General features: G+C 59.7%; 19 protein-coding genes and 3 pseudogenes. 12 read left to right on the top strand and 10 right to left on the bottom strand.

Annotated elements, in window-relative coordinates; genetic code table 11:
- Nucleotides 1-120: 120 nt before the first annotated feature.
- Both AC3FKH_RS09710 and AC3FKH_RS09705 read left to right on the top strand, forming a co-directional pair.
- A pseudogene (locus AC3FKH_RS09710) lies at nucleotides 121-258 on the top strand (NAD(P)/FAD-dependent oxidoreductase); the annotation flags it as partial.
- A 322-nt stretch (nucleotides 259-580) separates the two neighbouring features.
- Nucleotides 581-739: pseudogene (locus AC3FKH_RS09705) on the top strand (NAD(P)/FAD-dependent oxidoreductase); the annotation flags it as partial.
- Between the two features lie 351 nt (nucleotides 740-1,090).
- On the opposite strand, the gene AC3FKH_RS09700 reads toward AC3FKH_RS09705, so the two are convergent.
- The 6 genes from AC3FKH_RS09700 to AC3FKH_RS09675 all read right to left on the bottom strand — a co-directional run bounded on the left by AC3FKH_RS09700 (nucleotide 1,091) and on the right by AC3FKH_RS09675 (nucleotide 7,202).
- Nucleotides 1,091-2,245 (bottom strand): lactonase family protein, encoded by a 1,155-nt coding sequence (locus tag AC3FKH_RS09700; RefSeq protein WP_488675027.1) that lies wholly within the window; start codon nucleotides 2,243-2,245, stop codon nucleotides 1,091-1,093.
- 31 nt (nucleotides 2,246-2,276) lie between these two features.
- Complete coding sequence (locus tag AC3FKH_RS09695; RefSeq protein ID WP_488675025.1) at nucleotides 2,277-3,668, bottom strand: aldehyde dehydrogenase family protein; 1,392 nt, start codon at nucleotides 3,666-3,668, stop codon at nucleotides 2,277-2,279.
- Nucleotides 3,669-3,692: 24 nt separating this feature from the next.
- The gene (locus tag AC3FKH_RS09690; RefSeq protein WP_488675023.1) at nucleotides 3,693-3,995 is read right to left on the bottom strand and encodes a putative quinol monooxygenase; all 303 of its coding nucleotides are present in this window, start codon (nucleotides 3,993-3,995) and stop codon (nucleotides 3,693-3,695) included.
- Between the two features lie 12 nt (nucleotides 3,996-4,007).
- Nucleotides 4,008-5,060, bottom strand: coding sequence for an Ldh family oxidoreductase (locus AC3FKH_RS09685; RefSeq protein WP_488675022.1), 1,053 nt, complete (start codon nucleotides 5,058-5,060; stop codon nucleotides 4,008-4,010).
- 51 nt (nucleotides 5,061-5,111) lie between these two features.
- Nucleotides 5,112-6,575 carry a CitMHS family transporter gene (locus AC3FKH_RS09680; protein WP_488675020.1) on the bottom strand — a complete coding sequence of 488 codons (1,464 nt, stop codon included), beginning with the start codon at nucleotides 6,573-6,575 and terminating at the stop codon, nucleotides 5,112-5,114.
- 207 nt (nucleotides 6,576-6,782) lie between these two features.
- On the bottom strand, nucleotides 6,783-7,202 hold the full coding sequence (locus tag AC3FKH_RS09675; protein ID WP_488675019.1) for a cupin domain-containing protein: 420 nt from the start codon (nucleotides 7,200-7,202) through the stop codon (nucleotides 6,783-6,785).
- A 63-nt stretch (nucleotides 7,203-7,265) separates the two neighbouring features.
- Between AC3FKH_RS09675 and AC3FKH_RS09670 the strand changes: the two genes are divergently transcribed.
- Nucleotides 7,266-7,583 carry a hypothetical protein gene (locus tag AC3FKH_RS09670; RefSeq protein WP_488675018.1) on the top strand — a complete coding sequence of 106 codons (318 nt, stop codon included), beginning with the start codon at nucleotides 7,266-7,268 and terminating at the stop codon, nucleotides 7,581-7,583.
- 121 nt (nucleotides 7,584-7,704) lie between these two features.
- On the opposite strand, the gene AC3FKH_RS09665 is transcribed toward AC3FKH_RS09670, so the two are convergent.
- Together AC3FKH_RS09665 and AC3FKH_RS09660 are read right to left on the bottom strand one after the other, a co-directional pair.
- Nucleotides 7,705-8,676 (bottom strand): GntR family transcriptional regulator, encoded by a 972-nt coding sequence (locus tag AC3FKH_RS09665; RefSeq protein ID WP_488675017.1) that lies wholly within the window; start codon nucleotides 8,674-8,676, stop codon nucleotides 7,705-7,707.
- Between the two features lie 40 nt (nucleotides 8,677-8,716).
- Nucleotides 8,717-9,718: a Bug family tripartite tricarboxylate transporter substrate binding protein gene (locus AC3FKH_RS09660; RefSeq protein WP_488675016.1), complete on the bottom strand. Its 1,002-nt coding sequence runs from the start codon at nucleotides 9,716-9,718 to the stop codon at nucleotides 8,717-8,719.
- 1,424 nt (nucleotides 9,719-11,142) lie between these two features.
- Here AC3FKH_RS09660 and AC3FKH_RS09655 point away from each other — a divergent pair.
- The 9 genes and pseudogenes from AC3FKH_RS09655 (at nucleotide 11,143) to AC3FKH_RS09615 (ending at nucleotide 20,873) form a co-directional block, all read left to right on the top strand.
- Nucleotides 11,143-12,606 (top strand): hypothetical protein, encoded by a 1,464-nt coding sequence (locus AC3FKH_RS09655; protein ID WP_488675015.1) that lies wholly within the window; start codon nucleotides 11,143-11,145, stop codon nucleotides 12,604-12,606.
- Between the two features lie 368 nt (nucleotides 12,607-12,974).
- Nucleotides 12,975-13,309, top strand: a pseudogene (locus AC3FKH_RS09650) (IS5 family transposase); the annotation flags it as partial.
- Between the two features lie 317 nt (nucleotides 13,310-13,626).
- Nucleotides 13,627-14,388 carry a bestrophin-like domain gene (locus AC3FKH_RS09645; RefSeq protein ID WP_488675014.1) on the top strand — a complete coding sequence of 254 codons (762 nt, stop codon included), beginning with the start codon at nucleotides 13,627-13,629 and terminating at the stop codon, nucleotides 14,386-14,388.
- A 50-nt stretch (nucleotides 14,389-14,438) separates the two neighbouring features.
- On the top strand, nucleotides 14,439-15,116 hold the full coding sequence (locus AC3FKH_RS09640) for a carbonic anhydrase (protein ID WP_488675616.1): 678 nt from the start codon (nucleotides 14,439-14,441) through the stop codon (nucleotides 15,114-15,116).
- 339 nt (nucleotides 15,117-15,455) lie between these two features.
- Nucleotides 15,456-16,646: a cellulose synthase complex periplasmic endoglucanase BcsZ gene (gene bcsZ, locus AC3FKH_RS09635; RefSeq protein WP_488675013.1), complete on the top strand. Its 1,191-nt coding sequence runs from the start codon at nucleotides 15,456-15,458 to the stop codon at nucleotides 16,644-16,646.
- A gap of 323 nt (nucleotides 16,647-16,969) precedes the next feature.
- Entirely contained in the window at nucleotides 16,970-19,114 is a 2,145-nt protein-coding gene (locus AC3FKH_RS09630) for a glycosyltransferase (protein ID WP_488675011.1), read from the top strand.
- Nucleotides 19,115-19,128: 14 nt separating this feature from the next.
- Nucleotides 19,129-19,845, top strand: a complete 717-nt coding sequence (bcsS, locus tag AC3FKH_RS09625) for a cellulose biosynthesis protein BcsS (protein WP_488675010.1) — start codon at nucleotides 19,129-19,131, stop codon at nucleotides 19,843-19,845.
- Nucleotides 19,846-20,313: 468 nt separating this feature from the next.
- A complete protein-coding gene (locus AC3FKH_RS09620) occupies nucleotides 20,314-20,574 on the top strand; it encodes a hypothetical protein (RefSeq protein WP_488675008.1) in 261 nt (86 codons plus the stop codon).
- 38 nt (nucleotides 20,575-20,612) lie between these two features.
- Complete coding sequence (locus AC3FKH_RS09615) at nucleotides 20,613-20,873, top strand: hypothetical protein (RefSeq protein WP_483734186.1); 261 nt, start codon at nucleotides 20,613-20,615, stop codon at nucleotides 20,871-20,873.
- Nucleotides 20,874-21,062: 189 nt separating this feature from the next.
- Here the strand turns inward: AC3FKH_RS09615 and AC3FKH_RS09610 are convergent, their stop codons facing one another.
- A complete protein-coding gene (locus tag AC3FKH_RS09610) occupies nucleotides 21,063-21,287 on the bottom strand; it encodes a hypothetical protein (RefSeq protein ID WP_488675006.1) in 225 nt (74 codons plus the stop codon).
- 157 nt (nucleotides 21,288-21,444) lie between these two features.
- The gene (locus tag AC3FKH_RS09605; protein WP_488675005.1) at nucleotides 21,445-22,248 is read right to left on the bottom strand and encodes an IclR family transcriptional regulator; all 804 of its coding nucleotides are present in this window, start codon (nucleotides 22,246-22,248) and stop codon (nucleotides 21,445-21,447) included.
- Nucleotides 22,249-22,317: the final 69 nt, after the last annotated feature.

Genomic DNA, 22,317 nt, shown 5'->3' with positions numbered 1-22,317 from the left:
TGTGCGCGTGCCGAGGTCGCCAAGAAGCCGCTTGCTGACCACTTGATTGACGGCTGACTCGCCGGGCCGCCGTGCCGATAATGGTCACCGTAGTTCATGATGAAGAGCCGGTTGTTGGGAGGCGTGATGGCCCGCTTCATGTACAGCTCCCTATATCGCATGCTCGTTCTCGCGCTGCATGGGTGGATCGGGATGGGCATGGACACCATCACACACTGGCTGCGAAACAAGACGCGTCCACGAGTGAAGCTTCACTAGTTGGTCACTGACGGACAAGGTATGGGCTCGCTTTGTGCAATTGGCAAGGCGGTCACCGCAAGGTAGCACCTCTATCTTCTGCATCGAGGTGACCCGGGCGGACCTGGCCAGATCTGTCGGTGGTTCCCGCTATCGCGGGGTCTCGAATTGAACCGGCTCGAGGCGGCCAGAGGAGTTATTGCGCTGTCGCGTGCGCAAATCAAGATCATGCGCGATCATATTGATCGCCGTCTGGGGAAAGTTTCGTAGTTCCTATGCCGTGCGACTAGCCCCAACTTTTTCCGAGCACGAAGGGCCGTTGGTGAAGCGGGACCGGTCCCTTTCATTCGGCGACTGCGCAAGTTGCCCATGGCCGGACAAACAAGCCACCGTTCCCCCTCGCGCGCAAGCAGCGCACCAGCAAGCCAGCTACCTGTACCGTGCTCTGTGCGCGCGGATTGCAGGCAAGCCGCTACCGCAGTTCCAGTTCAAGGTAGCCGGGTTGTTTCTTCGGACACGCGCTCCGACAACGCAGGCAGGATGCGAGGTCCGGCCTCCATCAGGTGGATGCGTACGTCCCGACGCGGGTCCAACTGGTGCAGGCCGTACGCGTTCAACACTTGGGCCGGACGCCATCCTGCGGTTGGTCAAAAGCGGTGCTGGATGCGGCCAGGCAGTACTGAGCAGGAGAAAGTCGGGAGGGCCGTCAGACTCCGCTGTCGGCACTCCCGATTAAAAGTCGCAGCCGCTTGGGCTGCGAAGGAGACCACTCTGTTGGCGACAATCCCCTGTTAGGGAAGCTGGGCTCGTATGCGTTTTGGCTTTGTTGACGAAAGATTGGTGTAGATAGAGTTCAGGCGCGCCTGAAAATAATGCAAACCGGGCTGCCGGTCTCAATCATCCAGGGCAGCGCGGTAAGTTTGCCGTCTTCTGGTGCGATATCGAAGGGAACGATCGTGTCCGAAAGCTCGTTTGCCGCATACAATCGTCGACCATTAGGATCGACCGCAAAGAAGCGAGGCCCTTTGCCTTGGCTTCCCACCCACGCCACGGGGGTGAGAAGCCCGGTATTTTCGTCGATGCCCATCGTCACGATAGAGTCATGGCCTCGGTTTGAAGCGAAGAGGAACTTCCCTGAACTCGCGATGGCGATTTCCGCCCCCGTATTCTCTCCACCATAGCTTGGCGGGATGGTGGAAACGGTTTGCAGGGGCGACAGCGTTCCTGTCCCCGAATCATATCGATAGGTCGTAATCGTCGAATTCAGTTCGTTGATGACATAGGCGAGCGGCCGTGCTGGATGAAATGTGACATGCCTCGGGCCCGCACCAGCCGGTGTCTCGACAAAGGGCGTTGGGGCGGGGGCCAGCTTTCCCGTCGTGGAATCGACGCTGAATGCAAACACGCGATCGACGCCCTTGTCCGGTACGATAAAGTGCCGGCCTGCAAGATCGAACGGCACATCGTGCGGGTGGGATCCGCCTTGTTGCTCGCGGTGTGGGCCGGGCTTACCCGGTAGCCTGGCAAGGTCGGCTACGCGCCCCAGACTGCCGTCCGTTTGGATAGGCAGTGACGCCAACGACCCGGTCGCGTAGTTGGCCACCACGATGAAGCGGTTCTTGGGCTCGACCGCCAGATGCACCGGATTTCTCCCCTCAGTGCTCTGACGATTGAGGAGCGTGAGCCGGCCGGTTGCCGGATCGATCGCGAACGCACTGATGTCGCTCAAGTCCCCGTGAACGGCATATAGATAGCGTCGGGTATGGTCCATGGCAAGAAATGAAGGGTTGTCGAGACCCTCCACCAATTGCACGTGTTCCCATCCATCGGCGTGTACGCGATAGACATTGATACCCTTACCGCGCGCATTCCGAACCTTGGTGGTCCTGCATCCAACGTACGCGTACATTGCTCTTTGCTCCGCTCCATGCGCTTGAATTGCCGGCATGCCGTAGAGGGCCGCGATCGCGCCAAGTCCGCGCAATGCCCTGCGTCTTCCTGCGTTCAACGATGTCTCCTGGCGGTTATCTGGTATGCGGTCAGGCTTCGGAAACGGCCCAGTATGTCCTGGCATTGGTGAATTCACGAATGCCGGCAGTCGCAAGTTCGCGGCCGTAGCCGGACTTTCGTGTTCCGCCAAACGGCACGCGGGCGTCCGATGCCGTGATGGCGTTGATGAACGCCGCGCCACTGGTGACGCCCTTAGCGACCTTGAGCGCTCGCTCAGTGGAGGCCGACCACACGCTCAAGGAGAGACCAAACGGGGTCGCATTCGCCAGACGCACTGCGTCCTTGTCATCCTCGGCGACGGCAATGGCCGCCAGTGGGCCGAACGTTTCTTCATCGAACGCAGCCATACCGGGACGCAGATTCGCCATTACGGTAGGTTCGTAGAAATTGCCGGGGCCTTCGACCGGCTTGCCGCCTGTCAGCAGCACTGCCCCGGCTTCTACCGACCGGCGTACCTGGCCGTCCAGTGCGTCACGCAGGTCCGGCCGCGCCAGGGGGCCCATATGCGTCGCGGGGTCGCTCGGATTCCCGACGACGAGTGCCTCGGTCCCTGCGACGAATCGGGCAGTGAACTCTTCGGCGATCGACTTCGAGACAATAAAGCGCTTGGCACAGACGCAGCTCTGCCCTGCATTGTGGAAGCGGGCCTTCACGGCTGCGGCGACCGCCTTATCGAGGTCGGCATCGTCGAGCACAACGAAGGCATCGGAGCCGCCCAACTCCAGAACCGACTTCTTCGATGCCCGTCCAGCGGCCCCGCCCACAGCCGCGCCGGCCCGATTTGAACCGGTCAGCGTCACGGCGGCAATGCGATCATCCTCAATCAGACCATCGATTACTGCCGGCACTTGTGGCTCCGCGACCACCAGCGTAGTGATCAAATGCTTGGGCAGGCCAGCACCGACGAAAAGCTGCTCAAGCGCCAGCGCGCAACCAGTCACATTGGGCGAGTGCTTCAGGAGTACGCCGTTGCCCGCAGTGACGGCCGGAATGGCAAACCGCATGACCTGCCACACCGGGAAGTTCCACGGCATCACCGCCAGCACCAATCCGATCGGCTCGTAGCTCACCCAAGCGTTCACACCGTCGATGTGGACCGCTTCGTCAGCCAGGATACGATCCGCGTTGTCGGCATAGTACAGCGCCGTCACGGCTGATTTTTCCATTTCGCCCGCAGCCTCGGCTTCAATCTTGCCCATCTCGGCCGTAACGAGCTTCGCAAACGACGCGCTCTGGCGGCGCAGTTCTCCTGCCAGCCGGCGAACCGCAGCGACACGCGCCGCCAACGGCTCCTTGCCCCAGGCCAGCGCGGCCTCATGGCCAGCCTGGACGGCCTGATCAATCTGTGCCGTCGTCCAGCTATCGTAGGTCTGCAGCGGCTTTCCGGTGCAGGGGCTATACGTGGTGATGAAGTCAGTCATGTTTCTGAGTCCTGTTCGCCCTGCTCAGGCGTGGTGAAAGAGCTGGGTGCAAAGCGTATTGACTTGGCTTCCCTTGACAACGCAGCGGTCAGCCGCCTGGCGCCAGTTCGCAAAATGCGGCGCAGCGCGATGCGCGTCGATAGCGGCTTCGTCGTCATACAGCTCGTAGAACATGAAGTGATGCGGATCCTTTGTGTCCTGCGTCACATCAAAGTACTTGCACCCGCCTTCATCGTTGAACGTGCGGGTGGCGTTTTCCTTGATCGCAGCAAGAAACTCTTCGAGGCGTTCCGGATAGACGTCGAGGGATACAATCAGGGCAATCATCGCAAGATCCTTTTAGGTGTTGGCGGTCGGCAACGTCGTACCAGTCTCGGTTGCAAGCTTGACCATGCTTTGCCAAGTGGTATCGGCAAGCGAGATGCCCGCCTCCTGAAGTTGAGCGGTATTGCGGTCTTCAAGCTCGCCCGGGAAGAAGATCTCTTCGATGCCGTGGGCCTTCGGTACCGCCTTGACTTCGCCGATCAGGGCTTCCATGCGCTGCTCGAAGACGGCGAGCGGCATCGTCGACTTGATATCGATGGTGATCAGGAGATGGCCGCAGCCACTCGGGCGATTGGCTTCATAGGGGCCCGCGACGTCGGTCCCGAAGTGGCTCCCGGTCAGGACGCCAGCAAGGACGTCCATCATGAAGGAAATGACGTAGCCCTTGTGCCCTGCCATCGGAAGAATCAGGCCGTGAATAGCTTCTTGGGCATTGGTTGTTGGCACACCGTTTTCATCCGCAGCCCAAGTGTCCGGGATTTCGACCCCACGCTCTGCTGCAAGGTAGATCTTGCCGCGAGCGACTGCAGTGTTGGCAATGTCCATGACCGCGACGCCTCGGCTCCCAGCCGGTGCGGCGATAGACCATGGGTTGGTACCGATGCTTTTTACCTTCCCCCCCCAAGGGGCCATGGCGGGGCTAGCGTTTGTGGCAAGAATCGCCACACATCCCTCTTTCGCCGCCATGCGCGTGAAGTAAGCCGCTGTACCGAAGTGGTTGGAATTGCGGACTCCGACCGCACTGATTCCGTGTTTGCGAGCGCGATCGATGCCTATCTCCACGGCCCTTGCCGAAAGCACCTGGCCAATCCCGTGGTGCCCATCCATGACGGTCACCGCACCACCATCCATGACTACCTCGGGCTTGGTTACTGCGGTCATCACTCCGCTACGCAGCCGCTCGACATACCAAGGCAGGCGAAGCATACCGTGCGAGGAGTGCCCCCACAGTTCCGCAACGACTAAGCTGTCCGCCAAAAGGTGCGCGTCTTCACGGGGAACGCCGAACGATTCGAGAACCGTTGTCCCGAAACGAGTAAGAGCTTCTGCGTGAACGGTGGTTGGCATGTCAATCTCCAGATAATGCGATGTTCGTTTGTTTGCTTGTGACCTAGCCGGTTATATCGGGTAGGCGCCCGTCAATCCGCCCACGATGAGCATGACGAGACCAACGGCAACGGCGCGCCAGATCGTCTTTCTGGCATGCTCGCCAAGTTCGACTTTGGCCAGACCTGCAAGCAGAAGAAAGGAAGGGACCAGTGGACTAGATTGGTGCAGCGGCTGACCAACGATCGCCGCTCGAGCCATCTCCACGGCCGAGATGCCATAGTGTGAAGCGGTCTCGGCTAGGATTGGCAGCACGCCAAAGTAAAACGCATCGTTACTCGTGAAGAACGTCATCGGAATACTGATGACCCCGGTGACGAGCGCAAGATGGGGACCCCAGGACGCCGGGATGATCGCCACGAGCCACTTGGCCATCGCTTCGACCATCCCACTTCCACTCAGGACACCGGTGAGGACTGTGGCGGCAAAGACCATTCCCACGACACCGACAATGCTGGAAGCGTGAGACTTGATCTGCTCTGACTGATCTGCAACGCGCGGAAAGTTGATCACCACCGCAATCGCAACGCCGAGCAGAAAGACCACCGGCGAAGGAATAACTTCGACAACAAGCAGTGTCATCACGGCCAGTGTCAGCAGCGCATTGATCCATACAAGTTGTGGACGCGCATGGGGACGCCGAATGAGGTGCCCGTCGCTCGAAAACGGCGCCGAGAAATCCTCCTGACCATCGCGTGACGACACGGCGGACGCCTCCTCGACACGCATCGACGCGATGGCTCCAGGATGAGGCAACGTCATTGCCGCGCCGGCGACACCCGCGAAACCTGTAGCGGCTGCAGCCGCGACGGATCGCTTACCGCCAGAGCCAAGCAAGCCGGAATCCGGCTGGATAGCCAGGCATCCGATCCGGGCACGTTCAGAACGACCCAGCAGGTATGCGAGAAAAAGCAGTGCGCAAACAGACACGAAGATTGCAGGTGCCATCGGCACAAAGATGTCAACCGGGTTCAGCTTGAGCGCGGCTGCTGCGCGCGCAGTGGATCCGCCCCATGGCACCGTGTTGAAAATCCCATTGGCCGTTGCCGCAATGCACGTCAATACCCACGGATTCATCCCCAAACGAAGGTAGATCGGAAGGAAGGCCGACGTTACGATGATGAACGTCGTAGAGCCGTCACCATCGAGCGACACGATTGCGGTAAGCAGTGCGGTACCAATTGCCAGGCGGACCGGATCGTTGTGGACGAATCGCAGGATGAGCTTGATGAGCGGATCGAACATGCCGACATCGATCATCATGCCGAAATAGATGATGGCAAAGAACAGCAGGCAAGCGGTGGGCGCTACGGTTTTGATGGACTTGATGATCGACTGCCCAAGGTCGAGGCCCCCGCCTGCGATCAGGCCAAAGACGACCGGTACTAAGATGAGCGCTGCCACCGGCGTCAGCCGCTTGGCCATGATCAGGGTCATGAATGTGGCAATCATGCCGAAACCGAGAAATACCAACATCGTTGTCTCGCGTCATGGTTCTGGACCAGCAGGCCGGTGATCACTTGTGCTGATTGGCCTGTGGGGACTGTCGAGACATATGCTCGGCGGCCGGTCACGTTTTTGAGGGCGCAGAAGAGCGTCGCCCCGGCGTCATCCGGGTCGATTCCTCGCGCTACAAGATCTGCGGCTTTGGCCGCAGGCCTGATGGAGCTACAGGTATTGCGCTTAGCGCTTGCCGTGTTCCGCTGCCACGGGGTTCGTTGCGCCCGTTTCAGTCAGGGTGCGCGTTGCGTCGACCGTCGCGTAGATCCACATGATCTTCATGGGCTCGGTCTTCGACAGGTTGCGGAAGCGATGGTTGACGTTCGGCGGAATGAAGGTGACGTCGTGCGGCTTGAGCAGATACTCGAGGCCATCGATGTCCAGGATTGCCTCGCCCTCCATGAGGACCACACTCTCCTGGCAGTTATGGCTATGGAAGGGAATCTCCACGCCCCCATCAAACGATGTGTAGCCCGTGATGAAGCTCGTCGTGCCAAGTTCGCGCGACACCAGCGGGGTCGTACGTGCGCCACCACCACGCTCATGCGTCGGCAGGGTTTCGGGCTTCAGAAGGACGGCGCCGGAAGGGGTCTTGCTGGTCATGCTTTGTCTCCGATCTGGATTTGCGGTCGGCTGCGGAAGAGCTGGCTGCGTGAGGGAATGGTGATGCAGAGCCTGCCGGACCGCATCGCGCTGTCGCAATCCGGACTGCGACGTTGCTTGGTTGATCGAAGTATAGCGTTTTGTGATTATAGAATGCAAAGAAGAAAACTTGGCGTTTACCCTAAATCATTGATATGCAAAGCATTCAACGAGATTGCAGCAGCCCCAGGATCGTCGTTCAATGCACTTCATTCTGCGGAAGTTGAGAAAGGGGCAGCAATCCCCACCGACGAGCGCGATCAAGGGCCGCCTCAAAGCGCGCAAAGCACGACGCAGGCGTCGTTGTTCTCCGAACCGACGGACGCCGTCAGGCTTTGTTGATTACTAGAAGGAAGCGCGTGGATGCCTGGCCCCGGAAGGCGCCGACAGGCGGGGGAAGGACGGACTGGCGCCCGCTTACTGCGCTATGAAGAAAGGAACAGCAATATGGAGGAGCCCGATCTCAGGCCGCACTCTTGAATACGGACTTGCTGCGTACCTTTCTCTGGCGAGCCCCCTCCAGGTGCTCGCGCATCAATCCCGCTGCCTTTAGCATGTCTTGCGCTGCGATTGCCTCAAGGATGGCAAGGTGCTCGACGGCCTGCTCCTGGCGCGGTTTGCGGTCCTTTGCTTGCCCGTATTCGACCAGCCGCCGCAGCGAGTCCATTCGCTTGATGGATTGCAAGAGAAAGCGATTGCCAGACCATTTGGCTATGGTCTCGTGAAACCGGCTGTTTGACTCAAATAGCTCGACTGGGGTCATGGTTTTGTACCCACCATCGACTATTGCGCGCTGTTGGCGGCGCAGCGAGCCCAACTCCACCGGATCGGCACGGAACCATGGGCTCAGCAGTCCAGTTGGTTCCAAGGCCGTGCGGTAGAGATAGCTTTCCTCGTAAGCCTGCGCGGAGTCGATCATGGGGAGGAACGTCCAGCCATGGCCAATGGACCGCTCGACCCATCCTTCCTCCTGGATCTTGGAAAGTGCCTTTCGTAAGGTGCTACGTGCGACGTTGTATTGCCGCATCATGTCGGCCTCGGTCACAAAGTCCGGCAGCGCACCGCTCAACCGATCCTCCGCGATTTTCAGATGCAGAGGATCGTCCGGCTCCTGTGATAGCTCCTGAGCAATCGCCGACAGATCCTGGGCGTCCTTGTCCAGAAAGAAGCCGCGATTGTGGTCATGAACGACCACCCCGACCTCTACGAGATACCGCAGCGCAACATTTACCGGCGACCGCGACACCCCAATCCGGTCGGCCAGCACGCTCTCCGCCAGGTGATCACCGGCGCGAAGCGCATCCAGGCGCGCCAAGGCTACGATTTCTCGCGCCACCCGAGTTTGCAGTTGAGAGAGATTCATGGTTCGACCGGCGGTGATGGGTAAGGCCACCGAGTCGTTCTGGGCGCCCGGCGTCATGGTTTCAAATGGCATTTTGCCATGACAGCCGTCAATCGCCCACGGTCTCGCCGGATCAATCTATGCGCATCCCCAACTGTTGGATGAGCTTGGACCATTTGTCGTTCTCCCTGCGAATCAGCGATGCGAATTCGGCCCCGCTTGCAGCCGTGGGCTCGTAAAGCTGGCTTCGCAGCTTTTTCGCGTTCTCGGGGTCCTTCAGCCCAACGAGGAGCGCCTGGCTCAACTTCTGACTCGCCGCCGCTGGCGTGCCCTTCGGTACAACAGCCCCCGCCCACGAGGTCGCCTCATAACCCGGCACGACTTCTGCCATTGCGGGCACATTAGGCAACGCGCTAGCGCGCCTTACCGAAGTGACGGCCAAAGCCCGTAGCTTACCGGCCTTGATGTGCGGCAGTGCCGCGAGAGGATCGGCGATACAGGCATCCACTTCCCCGCCCAAAACCGCTACGACCGCCGGTGCGCCCCCTTTGTACGGTACGTGGACAAGGTCAATCTTCGCCAACGACTTGAGCATTTCCCCACCGAGGTGATTGCCGCTGCCGTTGCCTGCGGAACTGTACGCGAGCTTGCCAGGCTTGGACTTTGCCAATGCAATGAATTCCTGGAGATTCTTTGCTGCCACGTTTGGGTTGACGACAAGGATGTTAGCCACCGATGCCATCCAGACCAGAGGATCAAAGTCGCTTACCGAGTACCCGGGGCGCGAGTAGAGATGGGGGTTGAGTGCCATCGTCGACAAGTTGACGAAGGTCATCGTGTAGCCGTCCGCCGCGGCCCGAGCGCCCGCCACTGTGCCAATGTTGCCCGCGGCGCCCGGGCGGTTGTCGATCACGATGGACTGGCCCAGTACTTCTTGCGCTTTCCCTTGGACGGTACGGCAGAGTAGATCCGCGCCGCCACCAGCGGCCTGCGGCACGATGAACGTGATGGGCTTTGATGGGAAAGCGCTATCAGCCATCGCAATACGAGGCGCCATCGATGCGACGCCCGCTAGAGGCGCTGCCAGGATGCCTTGCACGAGAGCCCGACGGCGTGAATTGGGCACGGATATCATGGTTTGTCTCCTATCAGATTCTGTTCTGTATAGCGTTTTGTGATCATATAATGCATCGTGGAAGGTTACAACTGATATCTAGCTGACACGAACGGAATTTGTGATTTGTAGTGCTCGGTACGGCAGAACCCCAAGGACTTAAGTACGAACGCGACAGTCAAAACTTTTCCTTACCGGGGAGATTCCTGCGTCGCCATCGGATGAACAATCAGAGTCACATTGCCGTTTCAAGTTTTTAAATGCATACCGCATACCATTGATGCGCAAACTAGACCAGGAGAAATCGCCTGCACTGGTTGCGGAACGAGGGCTCCGCGGAACGTCAGAGGGCACTTCCCTCCCCTCAAGAAAAAACGACCGCAAGCGGTTGCGGTCGTATAAATTCTTCACGAAGTGTCGCCGTCCACCCGGACGGCCGAGGGCTCCTAGAACCGATGCTGGATGCCCACCTTCACGCCAAGTCTGCGTGTTTGAAACGGGCGTACGATCTCCAGCACGCACTCGTGGGCGCCCGCCTGGCTTTCTTGCTTCTGCTCGGCCTTGACTTCATCGCACTGGGCTACCCCCCTTTGTCGATTTGGTAAAGGGGTACCTTCCGATCTGATGCCGGAGGATGCGCGGTTGGACACCCGTGCTCTTTCGCCGATCAACTTGATGGGGCGAACGGCGGCTGCACTTCGAAAGCGGTCGTCGCCGGGGCGTGAGGTCGAACGACAGCTCAGGGTCGGCAAGATACGATCGGGCAGCAGCCTGCAACACGCTCCCTTACTGATGGCGAGGACCCCGCAGGTTGCCCCCTAGTCGGCGAAGCGCGTAGCGAGCCTCGCAAGGGCGCGGTGCAGGCGGGTCAGTTCTGTTGTGGCGGTTTTTAGATGTCGTAGGGCTGGCCAAATAGAAATGTCAGTGCGAGCGTGCTTTTTGTGCGGTGTCATGTTCTTTCCGGCCGTCAACCTCGCCTTGCCTCACCGTTCCATACCTCCTAAGTGGGGTTCGAATGTCTTCGCATTAGGGCAAATTTTTCCGCTGCGCGGCAACGTGATTTATTTTGCACTCTGCTGAAGTTTCAATCCAGTAAAGTACTCATTAGATCGCATTAATCCGGTGCTAAGCGACACACACGCCGCCAAACGGTTAGTCAGAAGTGTGTCTGAATGTAGCAACATGTATCTGAATGTTTCACACGAAGGAGCATTGAGCCCTTAGGATCGCGCTTGCGGAAACTTTGAGCTGGCGAACAAACCGTCTGTAAGCGTTCCGATAAAACAAGGGGGAATCTGATGAAATTTAAGCTTTTCATGTCTGTCCTCGCGGCGGCGGCGCTTGGCGCCTGTGGCGGCAGCGAATCCAGCGATCAGGCGGCAGCGCCATCCACGCCTTCCACGCCATCGACCAAGATTGCGGGCACGGCCGCAGTCGGTGCCGCGTTGGCCAATGCCACCGTTCAGGCCAAGTGTGCCTCGGGTAGCGGTACTGCCACCACGGCCGCTGATGGCACGTTCACCATTGACATCCCCAACGCGACACGCCCGTGCGTGCTCAGCGTCACGACGCCGGACGGCACTACGCTCCATTCGGTGGTCGAGGCGGGCACCGGCACGAGCGCCGTGGCTAACATCACGCCGCTGACCGAGCTGATCACGGCATCGCTGGCCGGCGGCAGCACCAAGGATTTCTTCAACAGTTTCGATGCCACGGCACAATCGAAGCTGAACGCCGATGGCCTTAACGGCGCGATTGAATCGGTCAAGCTGATTCTGAGCGGCACGGTCGATCTGGCAGGCGTGGACCCGCTTAAGGATCCCCTCGTCGCGGCGCACGGCGATAAGCCGGGCAATGCGCTTGACCAGCGGCTCGATACCCTGGGCACCGCGCTGGCCTCCTCGAAGACCTCGATCTCGGACTTGTCCGAAGCCGTAGCCAGCAACAAGGGTTCGACGGACGGCGTCAAGACCATCCTGAATCCCGCATCGGCCACCTGTGCCGCTTACCGCAGCGGCAAGTACCAGAAGGTTGACCTGACGGCGAACACGATCCAGCGGTTTACCGTGGACGCAGTTGCGCTCACACGCACCAATGACGCCACAAACGCATCGGAGCAGTACACGGCGAATTCCAGCGAAGCCTGCCGCTTTGGCAATACCGACGCCAGGCTGCTGGTTTCGAAATCCGGGATTGGATTTGAGCGGCGCGCCGGCGCGGCGAGCCTCCTGATTCCGGAACAGACCATTCCGCTGTCCGAACTGGCGGGAGACTGGGTTGCGATGAGCTTTGAGCGCGAGACCAATCCAGGCAATTACGGCTCTGGCCTGATCAAGTTCAGTGTGGATGGTTCTGGCAAGTTCACTACGGCCACGGATTGCGGCAAGAGCGGCTGTGGTCAACCCTGGCCTGCCGGCGACCTGCCGACGTTCGCGGTCAATTCCAATGGTGGCTTTGATCTCACCGACACTAGCGGTTCTGCCCGCTCCTTCGGTTTCAAAGGCGTTGATGGGCAACTCGCCATCGTCATCGTCCATGCGAACGGCTTCATGATCGCAAGGCATCCCGTGGCACGCGTTCTGCCCCAGGTGGGCTCCACCAACACCTACTGGGATACAAGCTTGAACGCTATGGGTGTCACCGACATCACCACGTTCTCGAACACGGTGACTGCCGTCGACACGAATGCCCACAGCTACACACGTCAGCGCAACGATGGCCGCATCGACACCTGGTTTGACAACCAGCCGTTCGCGGGGCTTCGTTACCGGCCTGCCGTCGCTCCGGTCAATGGCATTCCGGGCGCCGCAGAGGCCATCAGCATGAATCTGTCCAACACGGGCCTGACCATTTCGATCAACGCAACCTCGAGCAACACGTTCTACTCAATCTCGATCGACCGGCCGTAAGCCTGTCTGGTTGACGTGATCCGGGCCCTGCGGGTTTAGTCCCGCAGGGCCCTTTCTTTTACGTAGCCGTCAGACTCATCTCAAAGCCCAGACCGGGCGAGCCAGTGCCTTGTCGGAGTAGGTCGGGCAAGATTTGGAAATAAAACTGTCGGGCAAGCACGCGCTGCGCGGATAGGTTCTGCGCAGCGAGGCCGAGTCCTCACTCATTTGAGTTGGGTGAAAAACCTTGTCCCTTCTGCGGCCCACCAGAGGAAAAATTTGTCCCCCCGCGACTTTTGTCGCGAGTCGACGCCTGTGGTAGCCAGCAGGCTGGTAACCGTCATACTTGTTTCATGATTCCAGCCGGCTCTGCGCGGGGTTCAGCGCTTCGGATCGACTCAACCATCGTGAGAGCACACCAGCATTCGGCTGGCGCGTTAAAAGAAGTGGCCCGCAAGCACTCGGGCGATCGCGCGGCGGACCGAGTACCAAATTGCATTTGGCAGTGGACGCGCAAGGTCGACCATTGCGGCTGATCATCACTGAAGGACAGGTTGCCGACATCACGTGCGCCAAGGAGCTGATCGAGGATCTGCCGGCAAAGGCCGTCATCGCGGACAAGGGCTACGACTCCGATGCCTTTGTGCTGGCGATTCGCGCCGCTGGCGCCAAAGTCGTTATTCCCCCGCGCTCGAACCGGATCAAGGGGCGCCGCTACAGCCGCGCCTGAGCGCGCAAAGCGCCAGGAAAGGTGCGAAACGAGAGAAAAACGGCTTGAATCGGCCCAACTCTCCCGCGTTGCAAAAACCGACGACCTTGGCTTGTGCAACATAAAGCGCAAACCTGATTGATCAGCGATTCCCTAGATACGCGCGCCATACTCATTAACGCCATGCACCCGGCCGGAGACCGACAATATCGTCCACCGTATAGGCGCGACCGAACGGAAAGTGAGATCTCGATAATGGAAATTCGGCTAGGATCGCAAGTGCAGACTCATCGAGATGGCTGGACCAGTGCCAGATGAAACAGGGGAACTTGATGCAAGTGATCGATCGTCCTGCTGTCCTGTTCGTACTGTTTTTAATTGTATTCACTGGGGTGGCATACTTTGGCGCGCTCGTGCTCCGACGCTTTCAACCAATGGCCGATGAGTCGCGCGATGACTTTAGCGTTGTGCAGACCGCGACCTTGACTCTTTTCGCATTGTTGATTGGTTTTACTTTGTCGATGGCAGTGGGCAGGTACGATCAGCGCAAGAACCTGGAAGAAGAGGAAGCGAATGCCATTGGTACCGAATATCTTCGCGCCGATCTCCTGGATGACGCCCGAGCCGTCGAGCTCAAGGCATTGGTTCGTGAATATCTCGCGCTAAGAATTCGCGCCTATCAATCGAGAGACGCGGCAATGCTGGCGCAAATAGACGTCCGCACCGGCGAACTCGAAAGTCGAATGTGGAATAGCGTCAGGGGGGCCGCGCGCGTGACGCCAGATCCCGTTACCGCCCTCACAGTGGCGGGCATGAACGACGTTATTAATTCACGCGGGTACACGACTGCTGCTTGGCGAAACAGGGTGCCAAGCGGCGCCTGGTCATTGATGATTGCAATTGCCATCTTCAGCAACCTGCTCCAGGGCTACGGCGTGCGCGGCAAGGGCGCCAAAGTCGGGCTCCTGATTGTCCTTCCCCTGACGGCGTCGGTCTCGCTGTCCCTCATTGCAGACGTAGACAGTCCGCGCTGGGGGGTTATCCGTGTTTCGCCGCAGAACTTGCTGGACCTGCAGCAATCGATCGCTCGATAGGCGTAAGCGGATCGATGGACATCAGGATCAACTTTGCCGGAGGCTATGCCATGCGCAAGCTCATAATGGGCATTGTCGAATTTCGCGAGAAGATGCTACCGCAATATGCGGAACAGTTCAGTAGGCTCGCTCTCGCCCAGACACCCGATGCACTCTTTATCACGTGCTCGGATAGTCGCGTTGTACCGGACCTGCTTGCTTCTACGCATCCCGGCGATCTCTTTACGATGCGAAATGTCGGCAATTTGATTCCGCCGGCGACCGCCGAAGGAACCTCGACCGGCGACCTCTCCGAGGCAAGCGCGATTGAGTACGCGGTGTTGGTGCTGAAAGTCGCGAATATCGTCGTGTGCGGGCACTCCGAATGTGGCGCCATGAAAGCTGTCTATGCACGCAACCCGAAGCTGAGAGCTCCGAATCTCGACAAATGGCTTTACCACGCCAACAACGCGGCGTTTCGCCTCGAACACGAAGGCCCGCTCGACGGCACGCTAAAGCCGCATGACCAATTGTCGCAACTCAATGTCCTGGTGCAGCTCGAGCATTTGATGACCTACCCGATCGTTCGCCAGCAAGTCTCTGCCGGGGCGCTGGTGTTGAGCGGCTGGTGGTTCGACATAGCGACCGGTGACATGTATGCCTATGAGCGGTCGAGCCGCTCGTTCGAAGTCATTGACCGCGCACTGGCTGAGAGGCTCGCTTCGCGGCTAGCTTCGCGCGCGCGTTGAACAGGTCTTCACTTGATTCAACTTCGGTCATTGGGTGGATGGGGCATGAGTGGCCGAGAGGGGGCGTCTGCGGCCCCTTGTGGAGAGGTCCGGGGCGAGCATCTGATGGTGTCAGTGTCGGGCCGCATGCGGCCAGGAACGGACCCTCACCCGATATGCCTTCGAGACATTCTCATGTCAGCTCCACTCTGCAAGCCGCCGCTTGCTGAGCCGCGCCAGCAGGTTGGCTCGTAATACAATCAAAACGTGGCGTGCTTATCTGCTCCACTTAGCTGAGCCACAGAAGATATAGAGCAAAGACCCAATACTGCTGCACTACCAGTTCGCGCGCCCTTCGCAATGACAAATCAGACACGTCGTCGCGTCCTGGCTCGTGCCGGCGCGTTAGGCACCCTCGCCATAGTTGGTTCCAAGCCTTCAGCAAGCTGGGGAGGTTCGCCAACTTCGACACCGCGCGCATCGCCTTGGCCACTCTATCAGCAGTTCCTGGAGCGCTTCGTGCAAGCGGATGGCCGTGTCATCGATTTTTCTACGCCTGCCCACCAAAGCACGTCGGAGGGACAGTCGTACGGCATGGTGTTTGCCTTGATCGCCGGCGACCGCAATACGTTTGACCGACTGTGGCAATGGAGCGTGACCAACCTTGGAGATGGCAGGTTGGACGACAAGCTTCCCGCGTGGCAGTGGGGAAACCGCGACGACGGCACGTGGGGAGTAATGGATCGCAATCCGGCTGCGGATGCCGACTTGTGGTTCGCGTTTGCGCTTGTTGAAGCGGCGCGTGTATGGAATGTTCCTGCCTATGCCTGCGCAGCGCGCGCTTTGCTGCGCCTGGTGGCAGCGCAGGAAATCGTCTCCCTGCCCGGCTTCGGACCCATGCTGCTCCCTGGCCCACAAGGATTTATCACGAACGGCCCAGGTCTATGCCGTCAATGGCGGGTCAATCCGAGCTATCTGCCCGTGCCGCTTCTGCGGCGACTGGCCATATTCGACCCGGAAGGCCCGTGGGGTGCGTTGGCGGGACAGGCGGCTAAGCTGGTCCGCGCGTTGTCCCGCGCAGGCATCGTTCCGGATTGGGCCGCCTACCGCGCCGGGGACTGTGGACACGGATTCCTACGCGATCCAGTAAAGGGGGACATCAGCAGCTACGACGCTGTGCGAGTTTATTTGTGGGCTGGGATGACACCAGAGAAGGACGACACGCGTCGCACGCTGCTCCAGGCATTGCTGCCCAATGCTGCGCGCATGAAAGGCCGTCCCGCGCCGCCCGAGAGAATGCACACGGAGACCGGGAAGGTTGAAGGTGTTGGACCCCCAGGCTTCTCCGCAGCGCTGCTGCCATTCCTGAAGGCCGTGGAGTCGGCAGCTCTGACGACTCAATGGGTACGTGCGCAGCAAATCGTGGGAGCGCCGTCAGGGGCTAGCGGCCCTTCCTACTACGACACGGTATTGGGCCTGTTCGGCCTGGGCTTTGTCGAGCGGCGTTACCGGTTCTCTATCTCGGGCCAACTCGACTTGCTCCAGCACTGAGAGGCGCTCGATTTCCGTCACCTCGGCACTCGGCAAGTCGCTTACGCCACATGCAAAATCGCACGGCAATCAGGTGATTAAGCTGAAGGAAGTCTAGGGTTAGGCACTCATTTGCGGGAAACCGACACTCGGGTTTCCTGCATGCGCATCGCGCGGCACAATGGAGCAGATGGCGACGCCATCCTGGCGGTTTGCGGATATCATGCGGACCGCTTCCAAAGGCGTAACAGAATGTATCAGTGGAAGACTCACGTGGGCAAGGGCTCTCTCGCGTCCTCGTCCGTTTCTCCCCCGACAATGCAAGCCGAAGAACGAGCGTGAGTATGAAAACGGAACAGCCGAACCGCGCCATCAAGCTCCTTGTCGCCGTTTATGTTTTGGTGGGACTGGTGTACATGGGGTGGCGCCTGGGCACAGTCAATCTGTCAGCCCCCCTCTTCTCGATCCCGCTTTACGCGGCCGAGGTCTACGGCTACGTCAGCGGCCTGCTCTTCATCCTCATGACGTACCGGCTCACTGTCCGGGAAGCGCCACAGCCGGAGCCAGGGCTGACTGTCGATGTCTACGTACCCACCTATAACGAGTCGGTCGAACTGATACGGCGGACGCTGCTGGCTGTCATGCGTATGGACTATCCGCATGTCACATGGCTGCTTGACGACGGTCGCCGGGAATCGATGCGCGCGTTGGCCGAGGAACTCGGCTGCCGTTATCTGGCGCGCGACGACAATGCGCATGCCAAAGCCGGGAACCTCAATAATGCGCTAAAGCACAGCACTGGCGACTTCATCGCGATCTTCGATGCCGACCACGCACCGCGCAAGGATTTCCTGATGAAGACTCTGGGGTACTTCCGCGATGAGCGCGTTGCATTCGTTCAGACGCCGCAAGACTTCTTCAACATCGATTCCTTCAACCATCGCCAGGGCAAGAAGCGCGTCTGGGATGAACAAGCACTGTTTTTCAAGGTGATCCAGCGCGGCAAGGACGCGCTCAACGCGGCGTTCTTCTGTGGCAGTTGCGCCGCGATCCGCCGGTCGGCCGTCGTGCGAATCGGCGGCTTTGCCACTGAAACCGTCACCGAAGACGTGCACACCGCTATTCGGATGCACAAGCTTGGCTATCAGTCGGTCTACCATGCGGAGTCATTGGCGTTCGGACTGGCACCGCACAGCATCGATACGTACCTGAAGCAACGGATGCGTTGGGGAATGGGAGCCATGCAGGTCTTCCGCCGCGAGAAAATCCTGTTTGGACGAGGACTGACGCTGGGCCAGCGCCTGAACTACCTCGCGTCGGCACTGTTCTTCTTCGAAGGCTGGCAGAAGCTGGTCTTCTTTCTGATGCCTCCTGCCGTGTTCCTGACTGGTTCACTGCCGATCATCGCCCCGTTGAACACGTTCCTCCTTCTGTTCTGCCTTTACTACCTGCTTTCAATACTGGTCCACCTGGAACTTGGACGAGGATACAACTCTCTGTTCCTGAGCGAGCAGTACGCCATGGCACGGTTCTTTGCGTTCATGTCCACCAGCGTCGGATTGTTTCGCAAGAACATCCCTTTCGCTGTCACTGACAAACAGATGTCGCAAACAGGAAAGATGTGGCTATGGCTTTCGCCACTTCTCGTCATCTGCGGCGTGGCGGCTGCCAGTGTTCCTGTCGGCATCTACCGAATCTACAACGGTACGATTCCGCTCGGCGCAGGCTTGGTAACGATGTTCTGGACGCTGATGACGCTGGGCTCGGCTGTGGCGGTTGCCATGTACGCGCGCAAGCATTCGCTCAATCGCCGGACAGAGTATCGATTTCCGTTGCATGTTCCGATTACGGTGACGCACAACAACAAGACCTATCTTGGCCTTACCTCGGACCTGTCTCCGAATGGCGCTTTGTATGTCGGTGAAACGTTGCCCAATCTTTCGCTAGGCGACGATGTGGCCGTCGCAGTGCACCTGCCCAATCTCATGGTTCGTGATACGGCAACCGCAAGCTTCGTCAAAACGACGCAGACTGGATCGGTCAGCGAAATATCGATCGGATTGCGCTTCAAATGGTCGACACATGGCAATACCGGCGCGCTTGAAACGTTTCTGTTCGGCAGCCGGCTCCAACTCGAGATGGGCGGCCTGCGTGAAACAGAGACGCCTCCGCTAACCCGTCTGGCCGAAATCATCAGGCGGGGCGAGAGTCAGTCTTCCGTCCCGGCCAATTGGGCTGCGGGGTTGATAATGCAGCCGCTGCGCACAGGTATGCTGCCGGTGGCAATCGCCACCATTGAAGGCGGAGCACCGTTGCTATTCAGCAGCATCGAGTTGGACCACAGTGCGAGCGCAACGTTGCGCCAGCGCTATACCGGGCAGAAGGGACACCAGCGCGACCAGGCCATCCGTCTCACCCCCACGGGTCGTGTAACATCCCCCACCGGTGACTTCCATCTCTATAACATTGCCGTGCGCAGCGCGGCCTAACACAGAGTGACTTTATGACGCAGTTCACGCGCCATGGCGCCGCACGCCGGCTGCTCGCCGCAACGCTTCTCGGCGGAGCCTCGCTGCTGGCTTCGATGCCGGCTGCAGCTGGTCCATTCGTGTTCGGAGGCGCAAGCTTTGCAGGTGGCGGCGAGCGCGGCGAGTACGTAGGTGTTAGCGACAATCTCCTGCCGGTTTCATTCCTGACCCAGAAGTTCGTGGTCAGCGATTACCACTACAAGTACGATTCCAACGGGACCACCGTCTCCGTGAACGGACAGTCCGCGGAAGCGGCGATCGGCGTGAAGAACGGCTGGCAAACCGGGTGGGCAGAGGCAACGGTCGGGGCGCGGTATCGCTACAACCGGGTATCTCCCGAGGGCGCCGACAATCGTAATGACGGCGGCGAATGGGGACTGGCGCTGACCGTGTTGGGTCAGCAGGAGTTCGCGCAAAACTGGGCCGTCAACGGCATTGGGAGCTACAACTTCGGACCGAAGGCTTACTGGGCGCGAGGGCGCCTGCTCTATAAGGTTTTCGGCAAGGCCTGGGCCGGCGTGGAGTTGATCAAGCACGGCGATCCTTTTTACCATGCCACGCAGGGCGGACTTGTGCTGACGGGCATCTCCGTCGGCAAGGATCTGAATCTCGGTTTTTTTGGCGGCGCGAAGAAAACAGCAGGAATCCCGCGTGCCTTTTATGGTGGGCTTGAGCTGTCCAAGGCGTTTTAATACGAAAAGGCGGACAACCCGGAAGCATGGTCGCGGCCCTGCAGCATTGAGCGGCGACGGGAGGCAGAGCGAGCGGGGTCGCCCCACCGCTCTGCCAGCACTACCCGCGCTCTCCGCGTGGCTTCAGTTGCTGCAAAGATCGCCCTTGATGGGCGATTTTTTTTGTCCATCACCGATTACCGAAGGGCAAATCGTTCCGCGAATCGGCTCGCGATTCGGCGGACGCCACGCAGGTGTCGGCCTGCCGCGAACACGCTCGCATGCAGTGTCGGCGCCGGGCAAACAGAGGGACCGGCCATGCCGTCGCCTTCGCGCACGCAAATTCACGGCTTTTCCTTTTATTTCAATGGCTTGAAGGCGCGATGCCGCTCCGCGACACGGCCTGGCACACCCCATGCGTATATCCCTCCGAGCGCAACATCTGATGCTCACCACCGAAAGCCAAACCAGTACATCAAGGAGCTAATCATGTCCCTCACCATCCAGAACCTGCCCCTCGAACAAGATCTTGACCACGCCAAGATGGGCGCCGTACGCGGCGGCAGCGTCTTCGTCAATTCCGCCATCAATGCCATCACCGGCGGCTCGGGTGTCTCGTTCGCCAGCCCGAACACGATCGTGGCGCCGGTCACGCAAGTCGATGCGTCGACCCGCACCAGCGTCGACATGAAGACCGTCAGCAACATGCTCAATAACGTCGGCGGCATCGTCCAGGCGCTGCAGCACTGATCCCGCACCCATTCACACCACCTTCCCAGGAGACCATCATGTCCTTGACCATCCAGAACCTGCCGCTCGAACAAGACCTTGACCACGCCAAGATGGGCGCCGTACGCGGCGGCAGCGTCTTCGTGAACTCCGGCATCAACGCCATCACCAACGGCGCGGGCGTCTCGTTCGCCAGCCCGAACACGATCTTCGCGCCGGTCACGCAGGCTGACGCCTCGACCCGCACCAGCGTCGACATGAAGACCGTGACCAACACGATCAACAACGTGGGGGGCGTGGTCGCGGCCTTGCAGCACTGAGCCGCGCCGCAGGGACGGAGCCGCCGGCGCCAGTCCGCGCGCTCCGTTTCAGGCTGGCCGGGCGCCTGGCGCCGGGCCCGTCTTGAAGGACCGTCCTGTCATGGACGGTCTTTGTCTGGGTTCTTCGCAGGATTCCCGGGAATTCCAGCCACCACCGCCCCTGCCCCGATATCCCGGCCCTCAGGCCGATCACTCCAGCGATACGCCCAGCTTGCGGATCAGCTCGCCCCAGCGCTTGCTGCCCGCAGCCAGCCACTGCGCGGCCTGGGCGCCGTCCGAACCGTAGAACGGCAGCGACATGTCGAACTCCGCATCGCGCCGGGCCGGCGGCCACTCCTGGTCGAAGCGGCCTGCCTCCGGCCGGCGCGCCTCGCCTTCGGTGCACGGATCCTGTGGCCGCACGGTGGAAGACATGTTGCCCGCGCTGCGAGAGGGGCGTCTGGATTTCGTGATAGGGCGCACCGGTGGTGGATTCGGGGCTTAGCAGTCCTCTCCAGCGACCGCGCGACGGCCCGCATAGGTCACAAGCGAGCAAGGAAAGCAGGAGACCATTTGACGCCCCTCCTACACATCAATCGATACGACTGACCTCGTCTTGAATCGCCGCAGCGAGCGCAAGTAGCGGCTTGGCAAGAGCGGCTGCGACCTCTGCAATCTCCTGCTGTGTCGATACGCTGGCGTTGAGGATATACGTACCGTAGCCCTCAAGTTGCATTGGTGTCGCAACCGCAACCACCTGAGGCTGCCAGGACGCTATGCAGTAGCCCTTCTCCCGCACCGACTGGATCGCCAGTTTGATTTCCTTGCGAATGGCCAACCATGCACGTCCAGGATGCCGGCTAGCCATCTCACTCATCGTACGGTCAAGGCATTCTGCTGGCAGTGTTGCCAGGTAGGCTCGCCCCAACGACGTCAGCGCCATCGGAATACGGAGACCGCGAACGATGGTCCGCAAAGATTGTCGACGGCTGTAGCGAAAAGACTCCAGGTACACCATGTCGCCCTCGTCCGCCACGGCCAGGCCGACGTTGATCTTGTAGCGCATAGCGACTTCCGCCATCAGCGGAGTCGCGATCTTCAGAACGCTGGACCCTTCACTCATGGCATGCGCCATGCTCAAGACAGGAACGCCCAGCCGATAGGCTCGAAACCGAGGTACGTACTCCAGCATCCCCGCATGAACTAGCGTCTGCGTCAGTCGGCTCACGGTCGACCGCGAAAGTCCGGTTCGGTCCGCGATTTCACTATTACCCAGCATGGACGATCCCGCGCGGAAGGCGCGCAGGACCGCAATGCCCCGCTCCAACGACCGGTTAGGCGTAGCCATGCCCTTCCCTGGCTTCAGACGATCCGGATTCTTGATGGTACTGAGCATGGTGGTTCGAGGCTCATCGAGACTTTTCAAACTGGACCCGTCCCTTGTCTCCCCTTATGTGCAACTTTA

The organism is Cupriavidus sp. 21MJTG02-4, from assembly GCF_057798975.1.
This window is presented reverse-complemented; position numbering and strand designations above follow the sequence as displayed.